The 18415-nt window shown below is 66.9% G+C and carries 16 protein-coding genes; 11 read left to right on the top strand and 5 right to left on the bottom strand.

Annotated features, from left to right (window positions below; translation table 11 throughout):
• Positions 1 to 4 precede the first annotated feature (4 nt).
• Together smeE and smeF are read left to right on the top strand one after the other, a co-directional pair.
• The gene (gene smeE / locus WDC87_RS07425; RefSeq protein ID WP_072167197.1) at positions 5 to 3127 is read left to right on the top strand and encodes a multidrug efflux RND transporter permease subunit SmeE; all 3123 of its coding nucleotides are present in this window, start codon (positions 5 to 7) and stop codon (positions 3125 to 3127) included.
• Positions 3128 to 3184: 57 nt separating this feature from the next.
• On the top strand, positions 3185 to 4585 hold the full coding sequence (smeF, locus tag WDC87_RS07420; RefSeq protein ID WP_252745254.1) for a multidrug efflux RND transporter outer membrane subunit SmeF: 1401 nt from the start codon (positions 3185 to 3187) through the stop codon (positions 4583 to 4585).
• Positions 4586 to 4668: 83 nt separating this feature from the next.
• Here the strand turns inward: smeF and WDC87_RS07415 are convergent, their stop codons facing one another.
• The 4 genes from WDC87_RS07415 to WDC87_RS07400 all read right to left on the bottom strand — a co-directional run bounded on the left by WDC87_RS07415 (position 4669) and on the right by WDC87_RS07400 (position 6484).
• Complete coding sequence (locus WDC87_RS07415; RefSeq protein ID WP_069139167.1) at positions 4669 to 5091, bottom strand: low affinity iron permease family protein; 423 nt, start codon at positions 5089 to 5091, stop codon at positions 4669 to 4671.
• 70 nt (positions 5092 to 5161) lie between these two features.
• Entirely contained in the window at positions 5162 to 5497 is a 336-nt protein-coding gene (locus WDC87_RS07410) for a hypothetical protein (RefSeq protein WP_005411085.1), read from the bottom strand.
• Between the two features lie 75 nt (positions 5498 to 5572).
• A complete protein-coding gene (locus WDC87_RS07405) occupies positions 5573 to 5833 on the bottom strand; it encodes a hypothetical protein (protein WP_053497535.1) in 261 nt (86 codons plus the stop codon).
• A 198-nt stretch (positions 5834 to 6031) separates the two neighbouring features.
• Positions 6032 to 6484 (bottom strand): nucleoside deaminase, encoded by a 453-nt coding sequence (locus tag WDC87_RS07400; protein ID WP_049399252.1) that lies wholly within the window; start codon positions 6482 to 6484, stop codon positions 6032 to 6034.
• 81 nt (positions 6485 to 6565) lie between these two features.
• On the opposite strand from WDC87_RS07400, the gene ubiE reads away from it, so the two are divergent.
• The 4 genes from ubiE (at position 6566) to WDC87_RS07380 (ending at position 10849) form a co-directional block, all read left to right on the top strand.
• A complete protein-coding gene (gene ubiE / locus WDC87_RS07395; RefSeq protein WP_005419407.1) occupies positions 6566 to 7327 on the top strand; it encodes a bifunctional demethylmenaquinone methyltransferase/2-methoxy-6-polyprenyl-1,4-benzoquinol methylase UbiE in 762 nt (253 codons plus the stop codon).
• Between the two features lie 114 nt (positions 7328 to 7441).
• A complete protein-coding gene (locus WDC87_RS07390) occupies positions 7442 to 9370 on the top strand; it encodes a M1 family metallopeptidase (RefSeq protein ID WP_111007808.1) in 1929 nt (642 codons plus the stop codon).
• Positions 9371 to 9497: 127 nt separating this feature from the next.
• Positions 9498 to 10229 (top strand): hypothetical protein, encoded by a 732-nt coding sequence (locus tag WDC87_RS07385; protein ID WP_088496534.1) that lies wholly within the window; start codon positions 9498 to 9500, stop codon positions 10227 to 10229.
• The gene (locus tag WDC87_RS07380; RefSeq protein WP_252745253.1) at positions 10217 to 10849 is read left to right on the top strand and encodes an HAD family hydrolase; all 633 of its coding nucleotides are present in this window, start codon (positions 10217 to 10219) and stop codon (positions 10847 to 10849) included. Before WDC87_RS07385 ends, WDC87_RS07380 begins: the two co-directional genes overlap by 13 nt.
• Before the next feature lie 216 nt (positions 10850 to 11065).
• On the opposite strand, the gene WDC87_RS07375 is transcribed toward WDC87_RS07380, so the two are convergent.
• A complete protein-coding gene (locus WDC87_RS07375; RefSeq protein WP_005419403.1) occupies positions 11066 to 12004 on the bottom strand; it encodes a carbohydrate kinase family protein in 939 nt (312 codons plus the stop codon).
• Between the two features lie 283 nt (positions 12005 to 12287).
• On the opposite strand from WDC87_RS07375, the gene WDC87_RS07370 reads away from it, so the two are divergent.
• The 5 genes from WDC87_RS07370 to rodA all read left to right on the top strand — a co-directional run bounded on the left by WDC87_RS07370 (position 12288) and on the right by rodA (position 18169).
• The gene (locus WDC87_RS07370) at positions 12288 to 13334 is read left to right on the top strand and encodes a rod shape-determining protein (RefSeq protein WP_005419402.1); all 1047 of its coding nucleotides are present in this window, start codon (positions 12288 to 12290) and stop codon (positions 13332 to 13334) included.
• A 121-nt stretch (positions 13335 to 13455) separates the two neighbouring features.
• Positions 13456 to 14502 carry a rod shape-determining protein MreC gene (mreC, locus tag WDC87_RS07365; RefSeq protein WP_111007806.1) on the top strand — a complete coding sequence of 349 codons (1047 nt, stop codon included), beginning with the start codon at positions 13456 to 13458 and terminating at the stop codon, positions 14500 to 14502.
• Positions 14499 to 14984: a rod shape-determining protein MreD gene (gene mreD, locus WDC87_RS07360; RefSeq protein ID WP_005419400.1), complete on the top strand. Its 486-nt coding sequence runs from the start codon at positions 14499 to 14501 to the stop codon at positions 14982 to 14984. The genes mreC and mreD overlap by 4 nt, the downstream gene beginning before the upstream one ends.
• A gap of 3 nt (positions 14985 to 14987) precedes the next feature.
• Entirely contained in the window at positions 14988 to 17060 is a 2073-nt protein-coding gene (mrdA, locus tag WDC87_RS07355; RefSeq protein ID WP_111007805.1) for a penicillin-binding protein 2, read from the top strand.
• Complete coding sequence (rodA, locus tag WDC87_RS07350) at positions 17057 to 18169, top strand: rod shape-determining protein RodA (protein WP_005419392.1); 1113 nt, start codon at positions 17057 to 17059, stop codon at positions 18167 to 18169. The genes mrdA and rodA overlap by 4 nt, the downstream gene beginning before the upstream one ends.
• Positions 18170 to 18415: the final 246 nt, after the last annotated feature.

Genomic DNA, 18415 nt, shown 5'->3' with positions numbered 1-18415 from the left:
CCCCATGGCACGCTTTTTCATCGATCGACCCATCTTCGCGTGGGTGATCGCCATCATCATCATGCTCGCCGGCGGCCTGGCCCTGTTCAAGCTGCCGGTCTCGATGTACCCCAACGTCGCGCCGCCAGCGGTGGAAATCAGCGCCACCTACCCGGGTGCATCGGCCAAGGTGGTCGAAGACTCGGTGACGCAGATCATCGAGCAGAACATGAAGGGCCTTGATGGCCTGATCTACTTCTCCTCCAACAGCTCGTCCAACGGCCAGGCCACCATCACCCTGACCTTCGAGAGCGGCACCAACCCGGACATCGCCCAGGTGCAGGTGCAGAACAAGCTGCAGCTGGCCATGCCGCTGCTGCCGCAGGAAGTGCAGCGGCAGGGCATCAACGTGGCCAAGTCCAGCTCGGGCTTCCTGAACGTCATCGCGTTCGTATCCGAGAACGGCAGCATGGACGCCAACGACATCGCCGACTACGTCGGTTCCAATGTCGTCGACCGCCTCAGCCGCGTGCCGGGCGTGGGCAACATCCAGGTATTCGGTGGCAAGTACGCCATGCGCATCTGGCTGGACCCGAACAAGCTGCATACCTATGGCCTGTCCGTCGCGGAAGTGACTGCGGCGATCAAGGCGCAGAATGCCCAGGTGGCGATCGGCCAGCTCGGCGGTGCGCCGTCGGTGAAGGGCCAGCAGCTCAACGCCACCATCAACGCGCAGTCGCGCCTGCAGACCCCGGAACAGTTCCGCAACATCATCGTGCGCGGCGCGCAGGACGGTGCCGAGCTGCGCCTGGGTGATGTCGCCCGCGTCGAACTGGGTGCCGAGTCCTACGACTTCGTCACCCGCTACAACGGCCAGCCGGCCAGCGGCCTGGCGGTCACCCTGGCCACCGGCGCCAATGCGCTGGATACCGCTGCCGGCGTGGATGCTGCGCTGGACGACATGAAGAGCTTCTTTCCTGCCGGATTGAAGGCCGAGATCCCGTACGACACCACCCCCTTCGTGCGCGTGTCGATCAAGGGCGTGGTGCAGACCCTGCTCGAAGCGATCGTGCTGGTGTTCGTGGTGATGTACCTGTTCCTGCAGAACTTCCGCGCCACCCTGATCCCGACCATCGCCGTGCCGGTGGTGCTGCTGGGTACCTTCGGCGTGCTGGCGATGCTGGGCTTTTCGGTGAACATGCTGACCATGTTCGCGATGGTGCTGGCGATCGGCCTGCTGGTGGACGACGCCATCGTGGTGGTGGAGAACGTCGAGCGCATCATGTCCGAGGAAGGACTGTCGCCGCTTGAAGCGACCCGCAAGTCGATGGGCCAGATCACCGGTGCGCTGGTGGGTATCGGCCTGGTGCTGTCGGCGGTGTTCGTGCCGATGGCCTTCATGAGCGGATCCACCGGCGTGATCTACCGGCAGTTCTCGGCCACGATTGTCTCTGCAATGGCGTTGTCGGTACTGGTGGCGATCGTGCTGACGCCGGCACTGTGCGCGACCATGCTCAAGCCGTTGAAGAAGGGCGAGCATCATGTTGCCCACCGCGGCCTGGCCGGTCGCTTCTTCAACGGTTTCAACCGCGGCTTCGACCGCACCAGCGAAAGTTACCAGCGTGGTGTGCGCGGCATCATCCATCGTCCGTGGCGCTTCATGGGCATCGTGGCGGCACTGTTCGTGCTGATGGGCGTGCTGTTCGTGCGCCTGCCCAGCTCGTTCCTGCCCAACGAAGACCAGGGCGTGCTGATGGCGCTGGTGCAGGCCCCGGTCGGCGCCACCCAGGAGCGCACGCTGGAATCGATCGCGGCATTGGAGAACCACTTCCTGCAGAACGAGAAGGATGCGGTGGATTCGGTGTTCTCCGTGCAGGGCTTCAGCTTCGCCGGCATGGGCCAGAACGCCGGCATGGCATTCGTCAAGCTGAAGGACTGGAGCGAGCGTGACGCCAACAATGGCGTGATGCCGATCACCGGTCGTGCGATGGCAGCCCTGGGCCAGATCAAGGATGCCTTCATCTTCGCCTTCCCGCCGCCGGCCATTCCGGAACTGGGTACCGCCTCGGGCTATACCTTCTTCCTGAAGGACAACAGCGGCCAGGGCCACGAGGCACTGGTGGCCGCACGCAACCAGCTGCTCGGCCTGGCCGCCGGCAGCAAGAAGCTGGCCAACGTGCGCCCGAACGGCCAGGAGGACACGCCGCAGTTCCGCATCGACATCGACGCGGCCAAGGCGACCTCGCTGGGGCTGTCGATCGACCAGATCAACGGCACGCTGGCCGCTGCGTGGGGCAGCTCGTACATCGACGACTTCGTCGATCGTGGCCGCGTCAAGCGCGTGTTCGTGCAGGCCGACCAGCCGTTCCGCATGGTCCCGGAGGACTTTGACCTCTGGTCCGTGAAGAACGACAAGGGCGAGATGGTGCCGTTCAGCGCGTTCGCCACCAAGCACTGGGATTACGGTTCGCCGCGCCTGGAGCGCTACAACGGTGTGTCGGCGATGGAGATCCAGGGCGAACCGGCCCCGGGTGTTGCCTCCGGCGATGCCATGGCCGAGATCGAGCAACTGGCCAAGCAGCTGCCTGCGGGCTTCGGCATCGAGTGGACGGCGATGTCCTACCAGGAACGCCAGGCGGGCTCGCAGACGCCGTTGCTGTACACGCTGTCGCTGATGATCGTGTTCCTGTGCCTGGCCGCGATGTACGAAAGCTGGAGCGTGCCGACGGCGGTGCTGCTGGCGGCCCCGCTGGGTATCCTCGGCGCAGTGCTGGCCAATACCTTCAAGGGCCTGGAGCGCGACATCTATTTCCAGGTGGCGATGCTGACCACGGTGGGCCTGACCAGCAAGAACGCGATCCTGATCGTCGAGTTCGCCAAGGAAAACCTGGAGAAGGGCGCCAGCCTGGTCGACGCGATCATGCACGCCGTGCGCGACCGCCTGCGCCCGATCGTGATGACCTCGCTGGCCTTCGGCATGGGCGTGGTACCGCTGGCGATCTCCACCGGTGCCGGCTCCGGCGCCAAGCAGGCGATCGGCACCGGCGTGCTCGGCGGCATGATCGTCGGCACCGTGCTCGGCGTGTTCTTCGTACCGCTGTTCTTCGTAGTGGTGCAGCGCGTGTTCAAGCGCAAATCCACGACGTGATCGAAACGGCAGTGCCGGCCGCTGGCCGGCACTGCCTCCTGCCATCCGGCAGTACCGATGGAAGTCATTCCCATGAAAAGTGCATCCCTGTTCCTTTCCATTGCCGCCGCGCTCGCGCTGGCCGGCTGCTCCACTCTGGTGCCGAAGAACACCGCCGTCGCTCCGGCAATTCCGGCGCAGTGGCCGGCCGAGGCTGTACAGGGCCAGGTGGCTGATGTCGCCGCCGTCGGCTGGCGCGATTTCTTCACCGATGCGCGCCTGCAGCAAGTGATCGAGCAGTCGCTGCAGAACAACCGCGACCTGCGCGTGGCCGTGCTCAACGTTGAACGCGCGCGCGGCCAGTACCGCGTACAGCGTGCCGACCGCGTGCCCGGCGTGGCCGTCACCGGCCAGATGCAGCGCGAGGGCACCGACGCTGGCGTCACCGAGCAGTTCACCGCCGGTGTCGGCGTGGCCGAGTTCGAGCTGGACCTGTTCGGCCGCGTGCGCAACCTCAGCGAAGCGGCACTGCAGCAGTACTTTGCCGTAGCTGCCAATCGTCGCAACGCGCAGCTGAGCCTGGTGGCCGAGACAGCGACGGCGTGGCTGACCTACGGTGCCGATGCCCAGCGTCTGAAGATCGCCGATGCCACGCTGAAGACCTACGAGGATTCGTTGCGCTTGGCCGAGGCCCGCCACGAGCGTGGTGGCAGTTCGGCACTGGAACTGACCCAGACCCGCACGCTGGTCGAGACCGCGCGCACTGATGCCGCGCGCCTGCGTGGCCAGCTGGCCCAGGACCGCAACGCGCTGGCGCTGCTGGCCGGTGGCCAGTTGGATCCGGCGCTGCTGCCGGACGGCATCGAACCGCAGTTGCTGGCACTGGCGCCTCCGCCGGCCGGCCTGCCCAGCGATGTGCTGCTGCAGCGCCCGGACATCATGGCCGCCGAACACCAACTGCTGGCCGCCAATGCCAACATCGGCGCGGCACGTGCCGCGTTCTTCCCGAGCATCTCGCTGACCGGCAGCATTGGCAGTGGCTCCAGCGAATTGTCCAGCCTGTTCGACAGCGGCACTCGCGTATGGAGTTTCCTGCCGAAGATCACCCTGCCGATCTTCCAGGGCGGCAAGCTGCGCGCCAACCTGGCCGTCGCCAACGCTGATCGTGATATCGCACTGGCGCAGTACGAGAAGTCGATCCAGGTGGGCTTCCGCGAAACCGCCGATGCGCTGGCGTTGAATGTCAGCCTGGATGAACAGGTCAGTTCACAGCAGCGCCTGGTGGAAGCGGCCGAACAGGCCAACCGCCTGTCGCAGGCACGCTACGACGCCGGCCTGGACAGCTTCGTGACCCTGCTGGACGCACGACGTACTGCCTACAACGCGCAGCAGACCCAGTTGCAGGCGCAGTTGGCCCAGCAGGCCAACCGCATCACTCTGTACAAGGTACTGGGCGGCGGCTGGCACGAGCGCGGCTGAGGGAAGGCCGGCCGGCGGCCGGCTCTACCTGGATGATCGATGGCAGTGCCGGCCGCTGGCCGGCATTGTCATTCCGGGGCCTGCTACACCGCTTCATCGTCGCGCCGCGCCGCATGGCAGGCGCGGACGCGCGCCAGCGCATCACCTGCTTCGCGGGCCATCTGCTCGTACTCGGCACGGATCTCTTCCAGGCGCGCTTCGTCCAGTTCTTCCAGATCCAGCAGTTCGTTGTTGGCTTCGGCCGTCGCCCGGATCAGCTCGTCCAGCTTGATCTGCATCGCGGCGGTGTCCGCGTTCTGCGTGTGCTGGATCAGGAACACCATCAGGAAGGTGATGATGGTGGTGCCGGTATTGATCACCAGCTGCCAGGTGTCGTTGAAACCGAACACCGGACCACTGATGCCCCAGATCACCACGATCCCTACCGCAGCCAGGAAGGTCCACGGTGAGCCAGTGGCTGTCGCGGCCTTCTTGGCGATCGTATTGAACAGGTTGCGCGCTTTCATCGTCGTCGTGTTCCCACTCAGGTGACGAGGATGATCGGCAGTGACCCGTGCAGGCGCCGTGCAGCGCCGGTCAGGCGCGCATGCGCTGCAGTCGTGGCGCCTGCAGGCTGCGCACCGGGCTGCTCTGGTAGACGTGCTGCCAGCAACGGTCGACGAACTCACGGGCCTGGGCTTCGCTCAGCCGCGGCATGATCTGCAAGGCATACTGGGTCTGGAACATCTCGTCACGTTCGGCCTCGCTGGCGCGCGGCTGGGTGATCAGCGAATCACAGGCGAACTTGATCCACGGCACGTACGAGCCGAACGAGTTGTGCGGCAGTGCGCCTTCGGCATGCTGGCGGCGCCAGTGGTCAAGCTCGGCGTCTACGTTGATGACCGGAGGAATGGTGGGGACTTCAGCGTGCATGACAATCCAGTTCGGTTGAGTGGAAAGGGAGTGGGGGTTCATCGGAGTGTGGCGTATGTGGCGGTGCATGCCGCGTCAGCGGGATGTGGAGCCGGCGTGGCGATTGCCGATCAATTGCGCATGCTCGACCGCACCGAGGTCCTCGGCCATGTCGGCCATCGCATTGCACAGGCGCTCCTGATCGAGCGGATGGTCGCGCACCAGTTCCAGCTGCAGGCCCTGGTAGGCGGTCCAGAACCTGGCGCCACGCTGGTGCAGCGCGTACTGCTGCTGCAGGCGCTCGCGGATGGCATCGAGGATCGGGTCGGGCGGGGGACGTACGGCATGCGCGCACATGGCTGGCTCCGCCGGGGAAAGGGACCCCGGTAACCCCACCCTAGGCGCCTCGGCCGGATGGGGTGTTACCGCAGTGTATGCACGCAGCGCAGCTGACTGTGCACGGGTTCACGGCATCGGCCGCAAACGCTGCAGGCACTAGAGCGTGCCCGCGCTGAAGCGTTCATTAAACGGGTTCAATGACACGTTGCACGGTGCTTATTCACCGATGTCTTCGTTCCAGATCTCCGGATGCTGCGCAATGAAGCCACCCAGCAGGTCAACGCATTCCTGGTTGTCGAGGTCGATCACGTTGACGCCGTTCTCGCGCAGCCAGTCGATGCCGCCCTGGAACGTGCGCGATTCGCCCACCACCACGGTGCCGATGTTGAACTGGCGCACCAGGCCCGAGCAGTACCAGCACGGCGCCAGGGTGGTGACCATGATGGTGTCCTGGTAGCGGCGCTGGCGGCCGGCCTTGCGGAAGGCGTCGGTTTCGCCGTGCACCGACGGGTCGCCTTCCTGCACGCGGCGGTTGTGGCCGCAGCCGAGCAGGCGGCCGTCGTTGTGGTACAGCGCCGCGCCGATCGGCACGCCGCCCTCGGCCAGGCCCTGGCGGGCTTCGGCGATGGCGGTCTGCAGCAGGGCCTGGTAGTCGGGCGTGGTGATCATGCGGGGGCTCCGGTCAGTCGTGGCCCGCCATCATACGGGCAGGGGGTGCCGCTCGCCCCCGGCGGTGCGATAATCGGGGCCATGAGCGAATCCCCCTACAAAGCCGGTACCACCCATTTCGGGTTCCGCGACGTCGCCGCCAAGGACAAGCAGAAGCTGGTCGGCCAGGTGTTCACCTCGGTCGCGCGCAACTACGACCTGATGAACGACCTGATGAGCCTGGGCGTGCACCGGGCGTGGAAGCGCTACTACGTCGCGACCGCGCAGGTGAAGCCGGGCGACCGCGTGCTCGATCTGGCCGGCGGCACCGGCGACATCGCCGCCCTGCTGAAGGAACGCGTCGGCGCCGAGGGCTCGGTGGTGCTGGGCGACATCAACGCCGGCATGCTGTCGGTCGGCCGGGACCGCCTGACCAACCGCGGCCTGGTGCTTGGCCTGGACTACGTGCAGTGCAACGCCGAAGCCCTGCCGTTCCCGGACAACAGCTTCGACCTGGTCACCATTGCCTTCGGCCTGCGCAACGTGACCGACAAGGACGCCGGCCTGCGCGAGATGTACCGCGTGCTGAAGGTGGGCGGCCAGGCCCGCGTGCTGGAGTTCTCCGAGGTCACTGCGGACTGGTTCAAGCCGATCTACGACTTCCACTCGTTCAAGATCCTGCCCAGGTTGGGCAAGTTGTTCGCCAACGATTCGGACAGCTACCAGTATCTGGCCGAGAGCATCCGCAAGCATCCGCCGCAGGACGAACTGAAGGCGATGATGGGGCAGGCCGGCTTCGAGCGCTGCCACTACAAGAACCTGACCGGCGGCATCGTGTCGATCCATTCCGGCTACAAGCTGTAAGCCCGGTGTTCCGGTAGTGCCGGCGCTGTGCCTGCCATTACCCCGCACCGCGTAACGCCTGCCGGGCCGGAGGGAGGTACCATTGGGGTTTGATCCCCGTAACGGTCCCGATTCATGCGTAATCCGCTGATGCTCCTTCCGCTGGCCGTGGCCCTGGCCGCCGGCTGCTCCCAGGAGGCGGCCGCGCCCGCCGCCGCCCCGACTGCCGCAAAGGCCCCTGCCGCCCCCGTGAACGCCGAGAACCGCAGCCACGACGAGAGCTCGTACGCCGAGCCGGACAAGGTCGTCATCAAGGACATCGCGCTGGATCTGAAGCTGGACTTCGACCAGAAGCAGATCGGCGGTACCGCCACCTACACCCTGGAATGGAAACAGAAGGACGCCAGGCAGCTGGTGCTCGACACCCGCGAGCTGACCGTGTCCAAGGTCGAGGCCGTTGCCGCCGACGGCGCGCGCAGCCCGCTGAAGTTCGAACTGGCCCCGGCCGACAAGGTGTTCGGCAGCAAGCTGACCATCGAGGCTGCGGAACAGCCGGCCAAGGTGGAAGTGACCTACCACACCGCACCGACCGCCTCGGGCCTGCAGTGGCTGGCGCCTTCGATGACCGAGGGCAAGAAGCTGCCCTTCATGTTCAGCCAGTCGCAGGCCATCCATGCCCGTTCCTGGGTGCCGCTGCAGGACACCCCGAGCGTGCGCTTCACCTACAGCGCGCACGTGGTCTCGCGCCCGGACGTGATGGTGCTGATGAGCGCCGACAACGATCCGAAGGCCGCGCGTGATGGTGACTACACCTTCAAGATGCCGCAGCCGATTCCGTCCTATCTGCTGGCCATCGCCGCCGGCGACCTGGTGTTCGAGCCGATCTCCGGCCGCTCCGGCGTCTGGGCCGAGCCGACCATGGTCAACAAGGCCGCCAAGGAATTCGAGGACACCGAGAAGATGATCGGTGCCGCCGAGAAGCTGTACGGCGAATACCGCTGGGGCCGCTACGACATGCTGGTGCTGCCGCCGTCGTTCCCGTTCGGTGGCATGGAGAACCCGCGCCTGACCTTCGCCACCCCGACCGTGATCGTCGGCGACAAGTCGCTGGTCTCGCTGGTCGCCCACGAACTGGCGCACAGCTGGTCGGGCAACCTGGTGACCAACGCCAGCTGGAAGGACATCTGGCTCAATGAAGGCTTCACCACCTACGTCCAGGGCCGCATCACCGAAGCCCTGTACGGCAAGGAAATGGCCGAGATGGAGAAGCAGATCGACCAGACCGACCTGCTGGCCGAAGTGAAGGACATGAGCCCGGCCGACCAGGCACTGGCGCTGCCGCCGCTGAACGAGCGTGATCCCGACGAAGCCCTCAGCCAGGTGGCCTACGTCAAGGGTGCGTGGTTCCTGGAATTCCTGGAGCAGCGCTTCGGCCGCGAGACCTTCGATCCGTTCCTGCGCGGCTGGTTCGATGACCATGCTTTCCAGAGCGCGAACACCGACCAGTTCGTCGACTACATGAAGAAGAACCTGCTGCCGAAGAATCCGTCGGCAGTGACCGAGGCCGAACTGAAGGCATGGCTGGACGAGCCGGGCATTCCGGCGTTCGCGGCCAAGGCGCAGTCGCGCAACTTCAGCAGCGTCGATACCGCGCGCATCGCCTTCGCCAGCGCCGGCACTGTGCCGAGCAGCCAGGTCATCGCCGACTGGAGCACGCAGGAATGGGTGCGCTTCATCGATGGCCTGGGCGCGACCCAGCCGCTGGACAAGCTGGCCACGCTGGACAAGGCCTTCCACTTCACCGGCACCCCGAATGGCGAGATCGCCATGCGCTGGTACCCGCTGGCAATCCGCAGCGGCTACGAGCAGGCCAATGAAGGCGCGGCGGCATTCATCGAGCGCGTCGGCCGTCGCAAGCTGATCATGCCGATCTACGCCGAACTGGTGAAGACCCCGAAGGGGCTGGAGCTGGCCAAGCAGGCCTTCGAAAAGGCCAAGCCGGGCTACCACCCGATCACCACCGCCTCGGTCCAGGACATGCTGGCCAAGGCTGAAGCCAAGTAAGCGGTAGTGCCGGTCGCTGACCGGCAACCGGTCACTGCTTCACCACCAACGGCGGGGAAACCCGCCGTTGGTGTATCCGCTTTTCGCTGCCGATAGAATCGGGATGCACTCGCAAAGGACCTCCGCCATGAAACGACTGATCCTGCTCACCGCCTGCACCCTGGCGCTGGCCGCCTGCAGCAACCCCGAGGAAGAACGCAAGGCGCAGGAAGCCGCCGCGGCCGCCGTGCAGGCGCAGAAGGAGGCCAAGGCCGAAGACCTGGCCAAGCAGTACGACATGGCCGTGGCCGCGCAGGACTGGGAGCGCGCGCGCCTGCACGGCGCCTCGCTGCTTGACCAGTACAAGGACACCGCCGCCGCCGAGCGCATCGCTGCAGGCTTCGACGAGGTCAAGGCCAAGGGCGATGCCGCGCGCGACCTGCGCCGCATGCAGGCGCTGTGGCAGTACAACCAGATCCCGGTGGGCAACAAGGGCAACCAGGTGTCGGCGCAGATCTACAGCAAGGAACGGGTGGACGTGGATGGCAGCGGCGCGAAGACGGTGCAGCTGGTGTTCCGCGATCATCCGGAGTGGAAGCGGCATGCCTACCTGGTGCTGCAGGCCGGCGATTTCCGTTGCCCGCAGTGCACGGTGAAAGTGACCGTGGACGACGGCAAGCCGGTGTCGATGGCGGCGTGGCGCCCGAAGACCGATGAAGCCATCGCCCTGTTCATCACCGACCAGAAGGCGCTGTGGAAGCTGGCGCGCAAGGGCAGGTCGATCAGCATCGAGTTCCCGGTCAAGGCCGGCGGCACCCGCACGGCGGTGTTCGAAACGGGTGGTGTAGACGCCAGCCGCATGCCGCAGTGGTGGCAGTGACGGGGGCGGCGGGCAGCGCAGTGCACGCGTTGTCCGCGATCCGGCACTGGGTGTTCGACATGGATGGCACGCTGACCGTCGCCGTGCATGATTTCGCCGCGATCCGCCGTACGCTGCAGATCGCCGCGGAGGAAGACATCCTCGACCATATCGCGGCGTTGCCGGATGCATCGGCGCAGGCCAAGCGTGAGTGGTTGCTGGATCACGAGCGCGCGCTGGCCGAGGACGCGCTGCCGGCGCCGGGTGCGGTGAAGCTGCTGCGCGCGCTGGCGGCGGCTGGCTGCCGGCTGGGCATCCTGACCCGCAATGATCATGCGCTGGCGAAGCTGACGTTGGACGCGATCGGGGTCGGGGCGTTGTTCGACGATGCCGACATCATTGGTCGCGATGAAGCGGTGCCCAAGCCCTCGCGGGAGGGCCTGCAGCAGCATCTGCGGCGATGGGGCATCGGGCCTGCGCAGGCGGTGATGGTGGGTGACCACGCCTACGACCTGGAGTGCGGCCGCGCCGCGGGCGCCCATACCGTACTGGTCAACCTGCCGGAAAACCCATGGCCGGGCCGCGCCGACTGGCATTTCGCCGATTGCCGCGCGCTGTTGGCTGCCTGGCAGGCCGCATGACCGGCGCGCGCAAGCCGAGCATGGGCTCGGCTCTACAGAGAGCAGGCAACGTGTCGGTCGGAAGTTCCGGTAGTGCCGGCCGCTGGCCGGCAGTGTCGACCAAGGTCGACACCTACCAACAGCATTGCCAGTAGTGCATCGGGTGGAAAGCCCCCTTGTTGTTCAAGGGGGCGCGCTGAAGGCGCGGGGATAAGGTGGAATGCGCGAGCAATTTGGTTACGCGCCAAGCGCGTAGCCAAATTGCTGCTTGAACTGCTCGTTGAACTCATCGAAGGTGAAACGCTGGTTCTGCGTGCCCGGATGCTCGACCTTCAGCGCGCCCATCAGGTTGCCCATGCGGCCGATGGTCAGCCAGTCGTAGCCTTTCTGGATGCCGTAGATCAGGCCGGCGCGGAAGGCGTCGCCACAGCCGGTCGGGTCGACCACGCGGCGCTCGTGCGCCGGCGGGATGTCATAGCTCTTTTCCGGGGTGTGGATGACCGCGCCTTTCGGGCCACGGGTGGTGATGTAGGCCTTGACCCGGCTGACGATCTCCTTTTCGTCCCAGCCGGTGCGCTCCTGCAGCAGGTTCGACTCGTAGTCGTTGACCACCACGTAGTCGGCCTGCTCGATGAAGGCGCGCAGTTCCGGGCCGTTGAACAGCGGCATGGCCTGGCCCGGGTCGAAGATGAACGGGATGCCGTCTTCGTGGAATTCCTGCGCGTTCTGGATCATGCCTTCGCGGCCATCCGGGCCGACCAGGCCCAGGGTCACGCCCGGCACCCCACGCACGTGGTTCTCGTAGGAACGCATCATCGCGCCCGGGTGGAAGGCGGTGATCTGGTTGTTGTCGTGGTCGGTGGTGATGAACGCCTGCGGGGTGAACAGCTCATCGATCACGCGCACGCGCGACAGGTCGATGCCCAGGCCTTCGAAGTATTCGCGGTACGGGCCGAAGTCCGAACCCACGGTGCCCATCGGGATCGGCTGGCCGCCCAGCAGGTGCAGGTTGTAGGCGATGTTGCCTGCGCAGCCGCCGAACTCGCGGCGCATGCGCGGCACCAGGAAGGACACGTTCAGGATGTGCACCTTGTCCGGCAGGATGTGATTCTTGAACTGGTCCGGGAACACCATGATGGTGTCGAAGGCAAGAGAACCACAGATCAGAGCGGACATCGATGTAAGCCTATGCGGTGAATTTTGGGGTGGGCCGGCCCGGTTCATCGGGCAAGCAAACGGCGCCCTTGGGCGCCCGACGGCGCAAAGGTTACCCGCTGGTGCCGCTCAGGGCCAGAACCGGGTGAGACCCGATCAGGCCGAAAGCCTGTGAAGACGCGGGTTCAGCTAGTTTTTTCCTTGCTCGGCGGCAGGCGGGTTGCTAGGCTTGTCGGCCTCGATTTCTGCCCATTTTTTCGCCATCCCGCGGCGGGCACGACACCCCTCAGGACTCCTTCCTCAGATGTTCAAGAAACTCCGTGGCATGTTCTCCAACGACCTGTCCATCGACCTGGGCACGGCCAACACCCTCATCTACGTGCGCGGGCAGGGGATCGTGCTGAACGAGCCGTCGGTCGTGGCCGTGCGCCAGGACCGTGCCATCGGTGGCACCCGCTCGGTGGCAGCCGTCGGCGCCGAAGCCAAGCAGATGCTGGGCCGTACCCCGGGCCACATCACCACCATCCGCCCGATGAAGGATGGCGTCATCGCCGACTTCACCTATACCGAGGCGATGCTCAAGCACTTCATCAAGAAGGTGCACAAGTCGCGCGTGCTTCGCCCGAGCCCGCGCGTGCTGGTCTGCGTGCCGGCCGGCTCGACCCAGGTCGAGCGCCGCGCGATCAAGGAATCGGCCGAGGAAGCCGGTGCCCGTGACGTGTTCCTGATCGAAGAACCGATGGCCGCCGCGATCGGCGCCGGCATGCCGGTCACCGAAGCCCGTGGCTCGATGGTCATCGACATCGGCGGTGGCACCACCGAAGTGGCGGTCATCTCGCTCAACGGCATCGTCTATTCGGCCTCGGTCCGCATCGGCGGCGACCGCTTCGACGAGTCCATCACCAACTACGTGCGCCGCAACCACGGCATGCTGATCGGTGAAGCCACCGCCGAGCGCATCAAGGTCGAGCTGGGCTGCGCCTACCCGCAGGCGGAAGTGATCGAGATGGAGATCTCCGGCCGCAACCTCGCCGAGGGCGTGCCGAAGATGATCAAGATCAGCTCCAACGAGGTGCTCGAGGCCCTGCACGAGCCGCTGTCGGGCATCGTCAGCGCGGTCAAGCTGGCGCTGGAGCAGACCCCGCCGGAACTGTGCGCCGACGTCGCCGAGCGCGGCATCGTGCTGACCGGTGGTGGCGCCCTGCTGCGCGACCTGGACCGCCTGATCTCCGAGGAGACCGGCCTGCACGTGCAGGTGGCCGACGATCCGCTGACCTGCGTGGCGCGCGGTGGCGGCCGTGCGCTGGAGCTGGTGGACATGCACGGCAACGAGTTCTTTGCGCCGGAATAAGCCGTCCCGGCCGTTCCTGCCCGCCGCGCCCTTCCGGGGTGCGGCCCGCCGTGATGGCGGGCCGGCACCGGCGGGGCGCCCGCGTGTTTCCCTTCCGCCTTCTGCCAGTTGAATCGTTGCCGTGCCGCCCTACGCCGGTCCTCCCGTCGCCTCCCGATCCGGTGATGCCGCCAGCCCCCTGCGGTTGCTGGCCTATCTCGCGTTGGCCATCACCCTGATCGTGCTTGATGACCAGGCCGGCTGGCTGGCACGCCTGCGCGAGCAGGCCAACAGCCTGGTACAGCCGGTATGGGCACTGGCTGGCCTGCCCGGCAAGCTCGGCAACCAGGTCAAGGACTCCGCCGCCAGCCATACCCAGCTGGTCGCCGAAAACCGTGAACTGCGCAACCAGCTGCTGCTGGCCAACGCGCGCCTGACTCGCCTGCAGACCGCCGCGCTGGACAACGCCCAGCTGCGCGAACTGCTGAACGTGGCCGAGCGCAGTGGCCTGGACGTGCAGCTGGCGCCGATCCTGGACATCGACCTGGACCCGGTGAAGCAGCGCCTGGTGCTCGACGCAGGCAGCCGCGAGGGCGTGCACGTCGGCCAGGCGGTGATCGACGCCGGCGGCCTGATGGGGCAGGTGATCAGCGTCACCGGTGGCACCTCCACCGTGCTGCTGCTGACCGATCCCGACCACGCGGTGCCGGTCACCGTGGCCCGCAACGGCGTGCGCCTGATCGTCTATGGCCGCGGCGACACGCTGGAACTGCGCGACATCCCGCTCAGCGCTGGCGTGGAAGTGGGCGATGAGATCGTCACCTCCGGCCTCGGCGGGCGCTTCCCGGCCGGTTTCCCGGTCGGCACCATCACCGGCCTGCGCCCGGACGACACCCACGCCTTCCTGGTCGGCGAACTGAAGCCGGCGGCCCAGCTCGACCGCGGCCGCGACGTGCTGCTGCTGCGCCCGGGCGCGGCGATCCGCTTGCCTGCGGCCAGCGAACCGCAGCCGACTGCACCTTCGGCGCAACCGGCCCGCGCATCTTCCCTTACCCCCCCGCCTTCGGCGCGCCCCCCTCAACAAGAGGGGAGCTCTCCACCCGCCGGGTCCCCGGTAGTGCCGGCCGTTGGCCGGCAACCGCAACCCGCCCAGTCCATCCAACCCGCCGCGCAGGAGCCCGCACGATGAGCCGCCTGCGCGACAACCCGTGGGTGCTGCCGGCCAGCCTGGTGGTGGCGCTGCTGCTGGGCCTGCTGCCGCTGCCGGCGCTGCTGCAGCCGCTGCGCCCATACTGGCTGGCGCTGGTGCTGGCGTACTGGGTGATCGAAGCTCCCGAACGCGTCGGCCTGGGCATCGCCTTCGCCAGCGGCGTGGTGGCCGACCTGCTGTACGGCGGCGTGCTGGGCGAACAGGCACTGCGGCTGGTGATGCTGGCCTTCATCCTGCAGCGCTTCCGTGCCCGCATCCGCTTCTTCCCGATGTCCCAGCAGATGCTGGCCATCGGCGGCCTGCTGTTCAACGATCGCATCGTCAGCGCGCTGGTCCACATCGTGGTGGATGAGCCAACGCTGCCCTGGTCGTACTGGTGGGCGCCTCTGCTGGGCATGGGCCTGTGGCCGCTGGTGTTCGTGCTGCTGGACGCGGTGCGCTTCGGCAAGCGCGGGCGCTGAGCCATGATCCCGCGCCGCCAGGTCAAGAACCCGCACGCCGAAGCCGAACAGTTCCGCCGCCGCGCGGCGCTGGGTTTCCTGGGCGTGCTGGTCTGCCTGCTGGGCCTGGGCGGCTGGTACTTCAAGCTGCAGGTGCTGGACCACGACGTCTACGCCACGCGCTCGGAGGCCAACCGCATCAAGCCGCGACCGGTGGTGCCGGGGCGCGGCATGATCTACGACCGCAACGGTCGCCTGCTGGCCGAAAACGTGCCGGCCTTCCGCCTGGACGTGACCCCGGACAAGGTCAAGGACATGGATGCCACCCTGGAAGGGCTGGCGAAGATCATCAACATCAGCCCGGAAGAGCTGGAAGCATTCAACAGGTCGCGCAAGGCGCGCCGCAAGTTCCTGCCGGTCACGCTGAAGCTGCGCATGAGCGATGAGGAGATGGCGCGCTTCGCCGTCGACCGCTGGCGCTTCCCCGGTGTCGAGCTCGAACCCTACCTGACCCGGCGCTACCCGTACGGCGATCTGTTCGCGCACATCATCGGCTACGTCGGCCGCGTTGATGACAAGGATCTGGAGATCCTCGGCGAAGGCAATGCCGCGCTGACCCACATCGGCAAATCCGGCCTGGAGCGCTATTACGAGCAGCAGCTGCGCGGCAAGGTCGGCTACGAGCAGGTCGAGACCAACGTGCAGGGCCGCGCGATCCGCACCATCGGCCGCGTCGCCGCGCAGTCCGGCGCCGACCTGCGGCTGTCGATCGACGCCGACCTGCAGCGCGCGATGGTGGCCGCGTTCGGCGACCAGGAAGGTTCGGCGGTGGCGATGGATCCGCGCACTGGCGAAGTGCTGGCGATGGTCAGCCTGCCGTCCTACGATCCCAACCTGTTCGTCAACGGCATTTCCCATGCCGACTTCAAGGCCTTGAACGAAAACCCGTCGCGGCCACAGTTCAATCGCCTGGTGCTCGGTGGCGTCGCTCCCGGTTCCACGCTGAAGCCGCTGATCGGCCTGGCGGGACTGGACTCCGGCGTGCGCCGCCCGGAAGACAAGGTGCTGTCCACCGGCATGTTCTACCTGCCGGGCACCTCGCGCGGCTGGGGTGACGCCCACCGTGGCGGCCACGGCTGGACGGATCTGCGCAAGTCCATCGCCGAATCGGTCAACACCTATTACTACAAGCTGGCGCTGGACCTGGGCATCGAGCGCTTCGACCATTACATGGAGTACTACGGCTTCGGCCAGCCGACCGGCATCGACCTCACCGGCGAGATCGGCGGCATCCTGCCTTCGCCGGCCTACAAACGGAAGACCCGCAAGGAAGCCTGGTATCCCGGCGATACGGTCAACATCAGCATCGGCCAGGGTGACTGGAAGGTCACCCCGCTGCAGCTGGCGCGCGGCGTCAGCGGCCTGGCCGACGGCCAGCTGCGCACCCCGCACCTGGTGATCCAGCAGCGCGACGGCTTCGACAGCGACTGGACGGCAATGCCGGCCGGCGAAAGCAAGCCGATCAGCCCCAACCCCAACAACGTGCAGGCCGTGCGTGAGGGCATGATGGCGACCATGCGGCCCGGCGGCAGCGGCTGGCGCGTCGCGGTCGGTGCGCCGTACGTGATGGCCGGCAAGACCGGTACCGCACAGGTCATCAGCCGCAAGGGCACTGCTGCAGTGAACCCGAAGAGCCTGCCGATGCACCTGCGCCACCGCGCGCTGTTCGTTGGCTTCGCGCCGGTCGAGAGCCCGGTCATCGCGATTGCGGTGGCAGTGGAAGGTGGTGGCTATGGTGGTTCGGCCGCGGCGCCGATCGCGCGCAAGGTGTTCGACGCTTACCTGTTGGGCAAGATGCCCGAAGGCATGCAGCCGCTGGACAGCGAGCGCGGCACCACCGCCATCGGCGCCACCGCGTTCGACAACGAAGACGCGGGCGCACGTCAGGCCGGTGACCTCGCCGCTGCACAGGTGGGAGAGCATCCGGTGCTGATCGGTGCACCCGCACCGGAGCCGGCGCCTGCGCCGCAGCCGGGTGCGCCGACCGCCGCGCTGCCCGCCACGCCCCGCCCGACCCCTGCGGAGCCTGCACGATGAGAGTGTTCCTGCGCTGGGCCGGCGACATGCTGCGCCGCTTTTTCAGCACGCTGGACTGGGTGCTGTGCCTGGCCCTGGGCGCGCTGATGGTGATTGGCCTGGCGACCCTGAAGAGCGCTGGTGGCGACAGCCTGGTGATGGCGCAGGGCGCGCGTTTCGCGGTGGGCATGGCCGCACTGTGGGGCATCTCGCGGGTGCCGATCCTGCGCATCCGCTCGGCCACGCCGATGATCTACGCGATCTCGATGATCCCGTTGCTGGCGGTGTTCGTGCTGGGCACCGGTAAATATGGCCGGCAGTGGCTGGACCTGAAGTTCTTCTACCTGCAGCCGGCCGAACTGCTGAAGGTGAGCCTGCCGATGATGGTGGCGTGGTACCTGCACAAGATGCCGCTGCCGCCGCGCTTCAATACCGTGCTCGTGGCCTTGATCATCATCGGCGTACCCACCGGCCTGGTGATGCTGCAGCCGGACTTCGGTACCGGCGTGCTGATCGCCGCCAGCGGCGTGTTCGTGCTGCTGCTGGCGGGCCTGCCGTGGTGGTGGGTTGGGCTGGGCGTGGGCGGCGTGGCAGCGGTTGCGCCGGTGGCCTGGTTCTGGTTGCTGCGGCCGTACCAGAAGGACCGCATCATGATGTTCCTGGACCCGGAGATGGACGCGCTGGGCGCCGGCTGGAACATCATCCAGTCGAAGATCGCGATCGGTTCCGGCGGCTTCGATGGCAAGGGCTGGGGCGAAGGCTCGCAGTCGCACCTGAACTTCATTCCCGAGCAGACCACCGACTTCGCGTTCTCGGTGTTGAGCGAGGAATTCGGCTGGATCGGCGTGGCTACCGTGCTGGCTTTGTACCTGGTGGTGATCGGGCGCTGCCTGTGGATCGCCAGCCAGTCACGCGATTCCTATTCGCGCCTGCTGGCGGGTGCCACCGGCCTGGCGTTCTTCGTCTACGTGCTGGTGAATGGCGGGATGATTTCCGGCCTGCTGCCGGTGGTAGGCGTGCCGATGCCGCTGATCAGCTACGGTGGTACTTCGGCGGTGTCGCTGCTGGCCGGTTTCGGCCTGGTAATGGCGGTGCGCAGCCACAACCCGGTGCACGGGGGTTACGGGTAACATCGGCTGCGCGCTTCTGTAGAGTCGAGGGCGGCGCGGCCGGGGGCGCGGGGGGCGGGCCGGCCGGGGGCGGCCCCACCCCCGGGCGCCCCCCAACCAGCAGCCCCCCCCCCCGCGGGCGTGGGTGGGGGCCGGTAGTTGGAACGAGGCGGGGGGGGGGGGGGTGGGGCGGGGCGCGCCCTGCAGAGGCGGGTGGGGGGGGGGGTGTTTTAATTGTTCTGGGCCGCCGCGGCGGGGTGGACCTCC

It is taken from the genome of Stenotrophomonas maltophilia group sp. Smal12, from assembly GCF_037079935.1.
GTDB lineage: Bacteria > Pseudomonadota > Gammaproteobacteria > Xanthomonadales > Xanthomonadaceae > Stenotrophomonas > Stenotrophomonas sepilia.
This window is presented reverse-complemented; position numbering and strand designations above follow the sequence as displayed.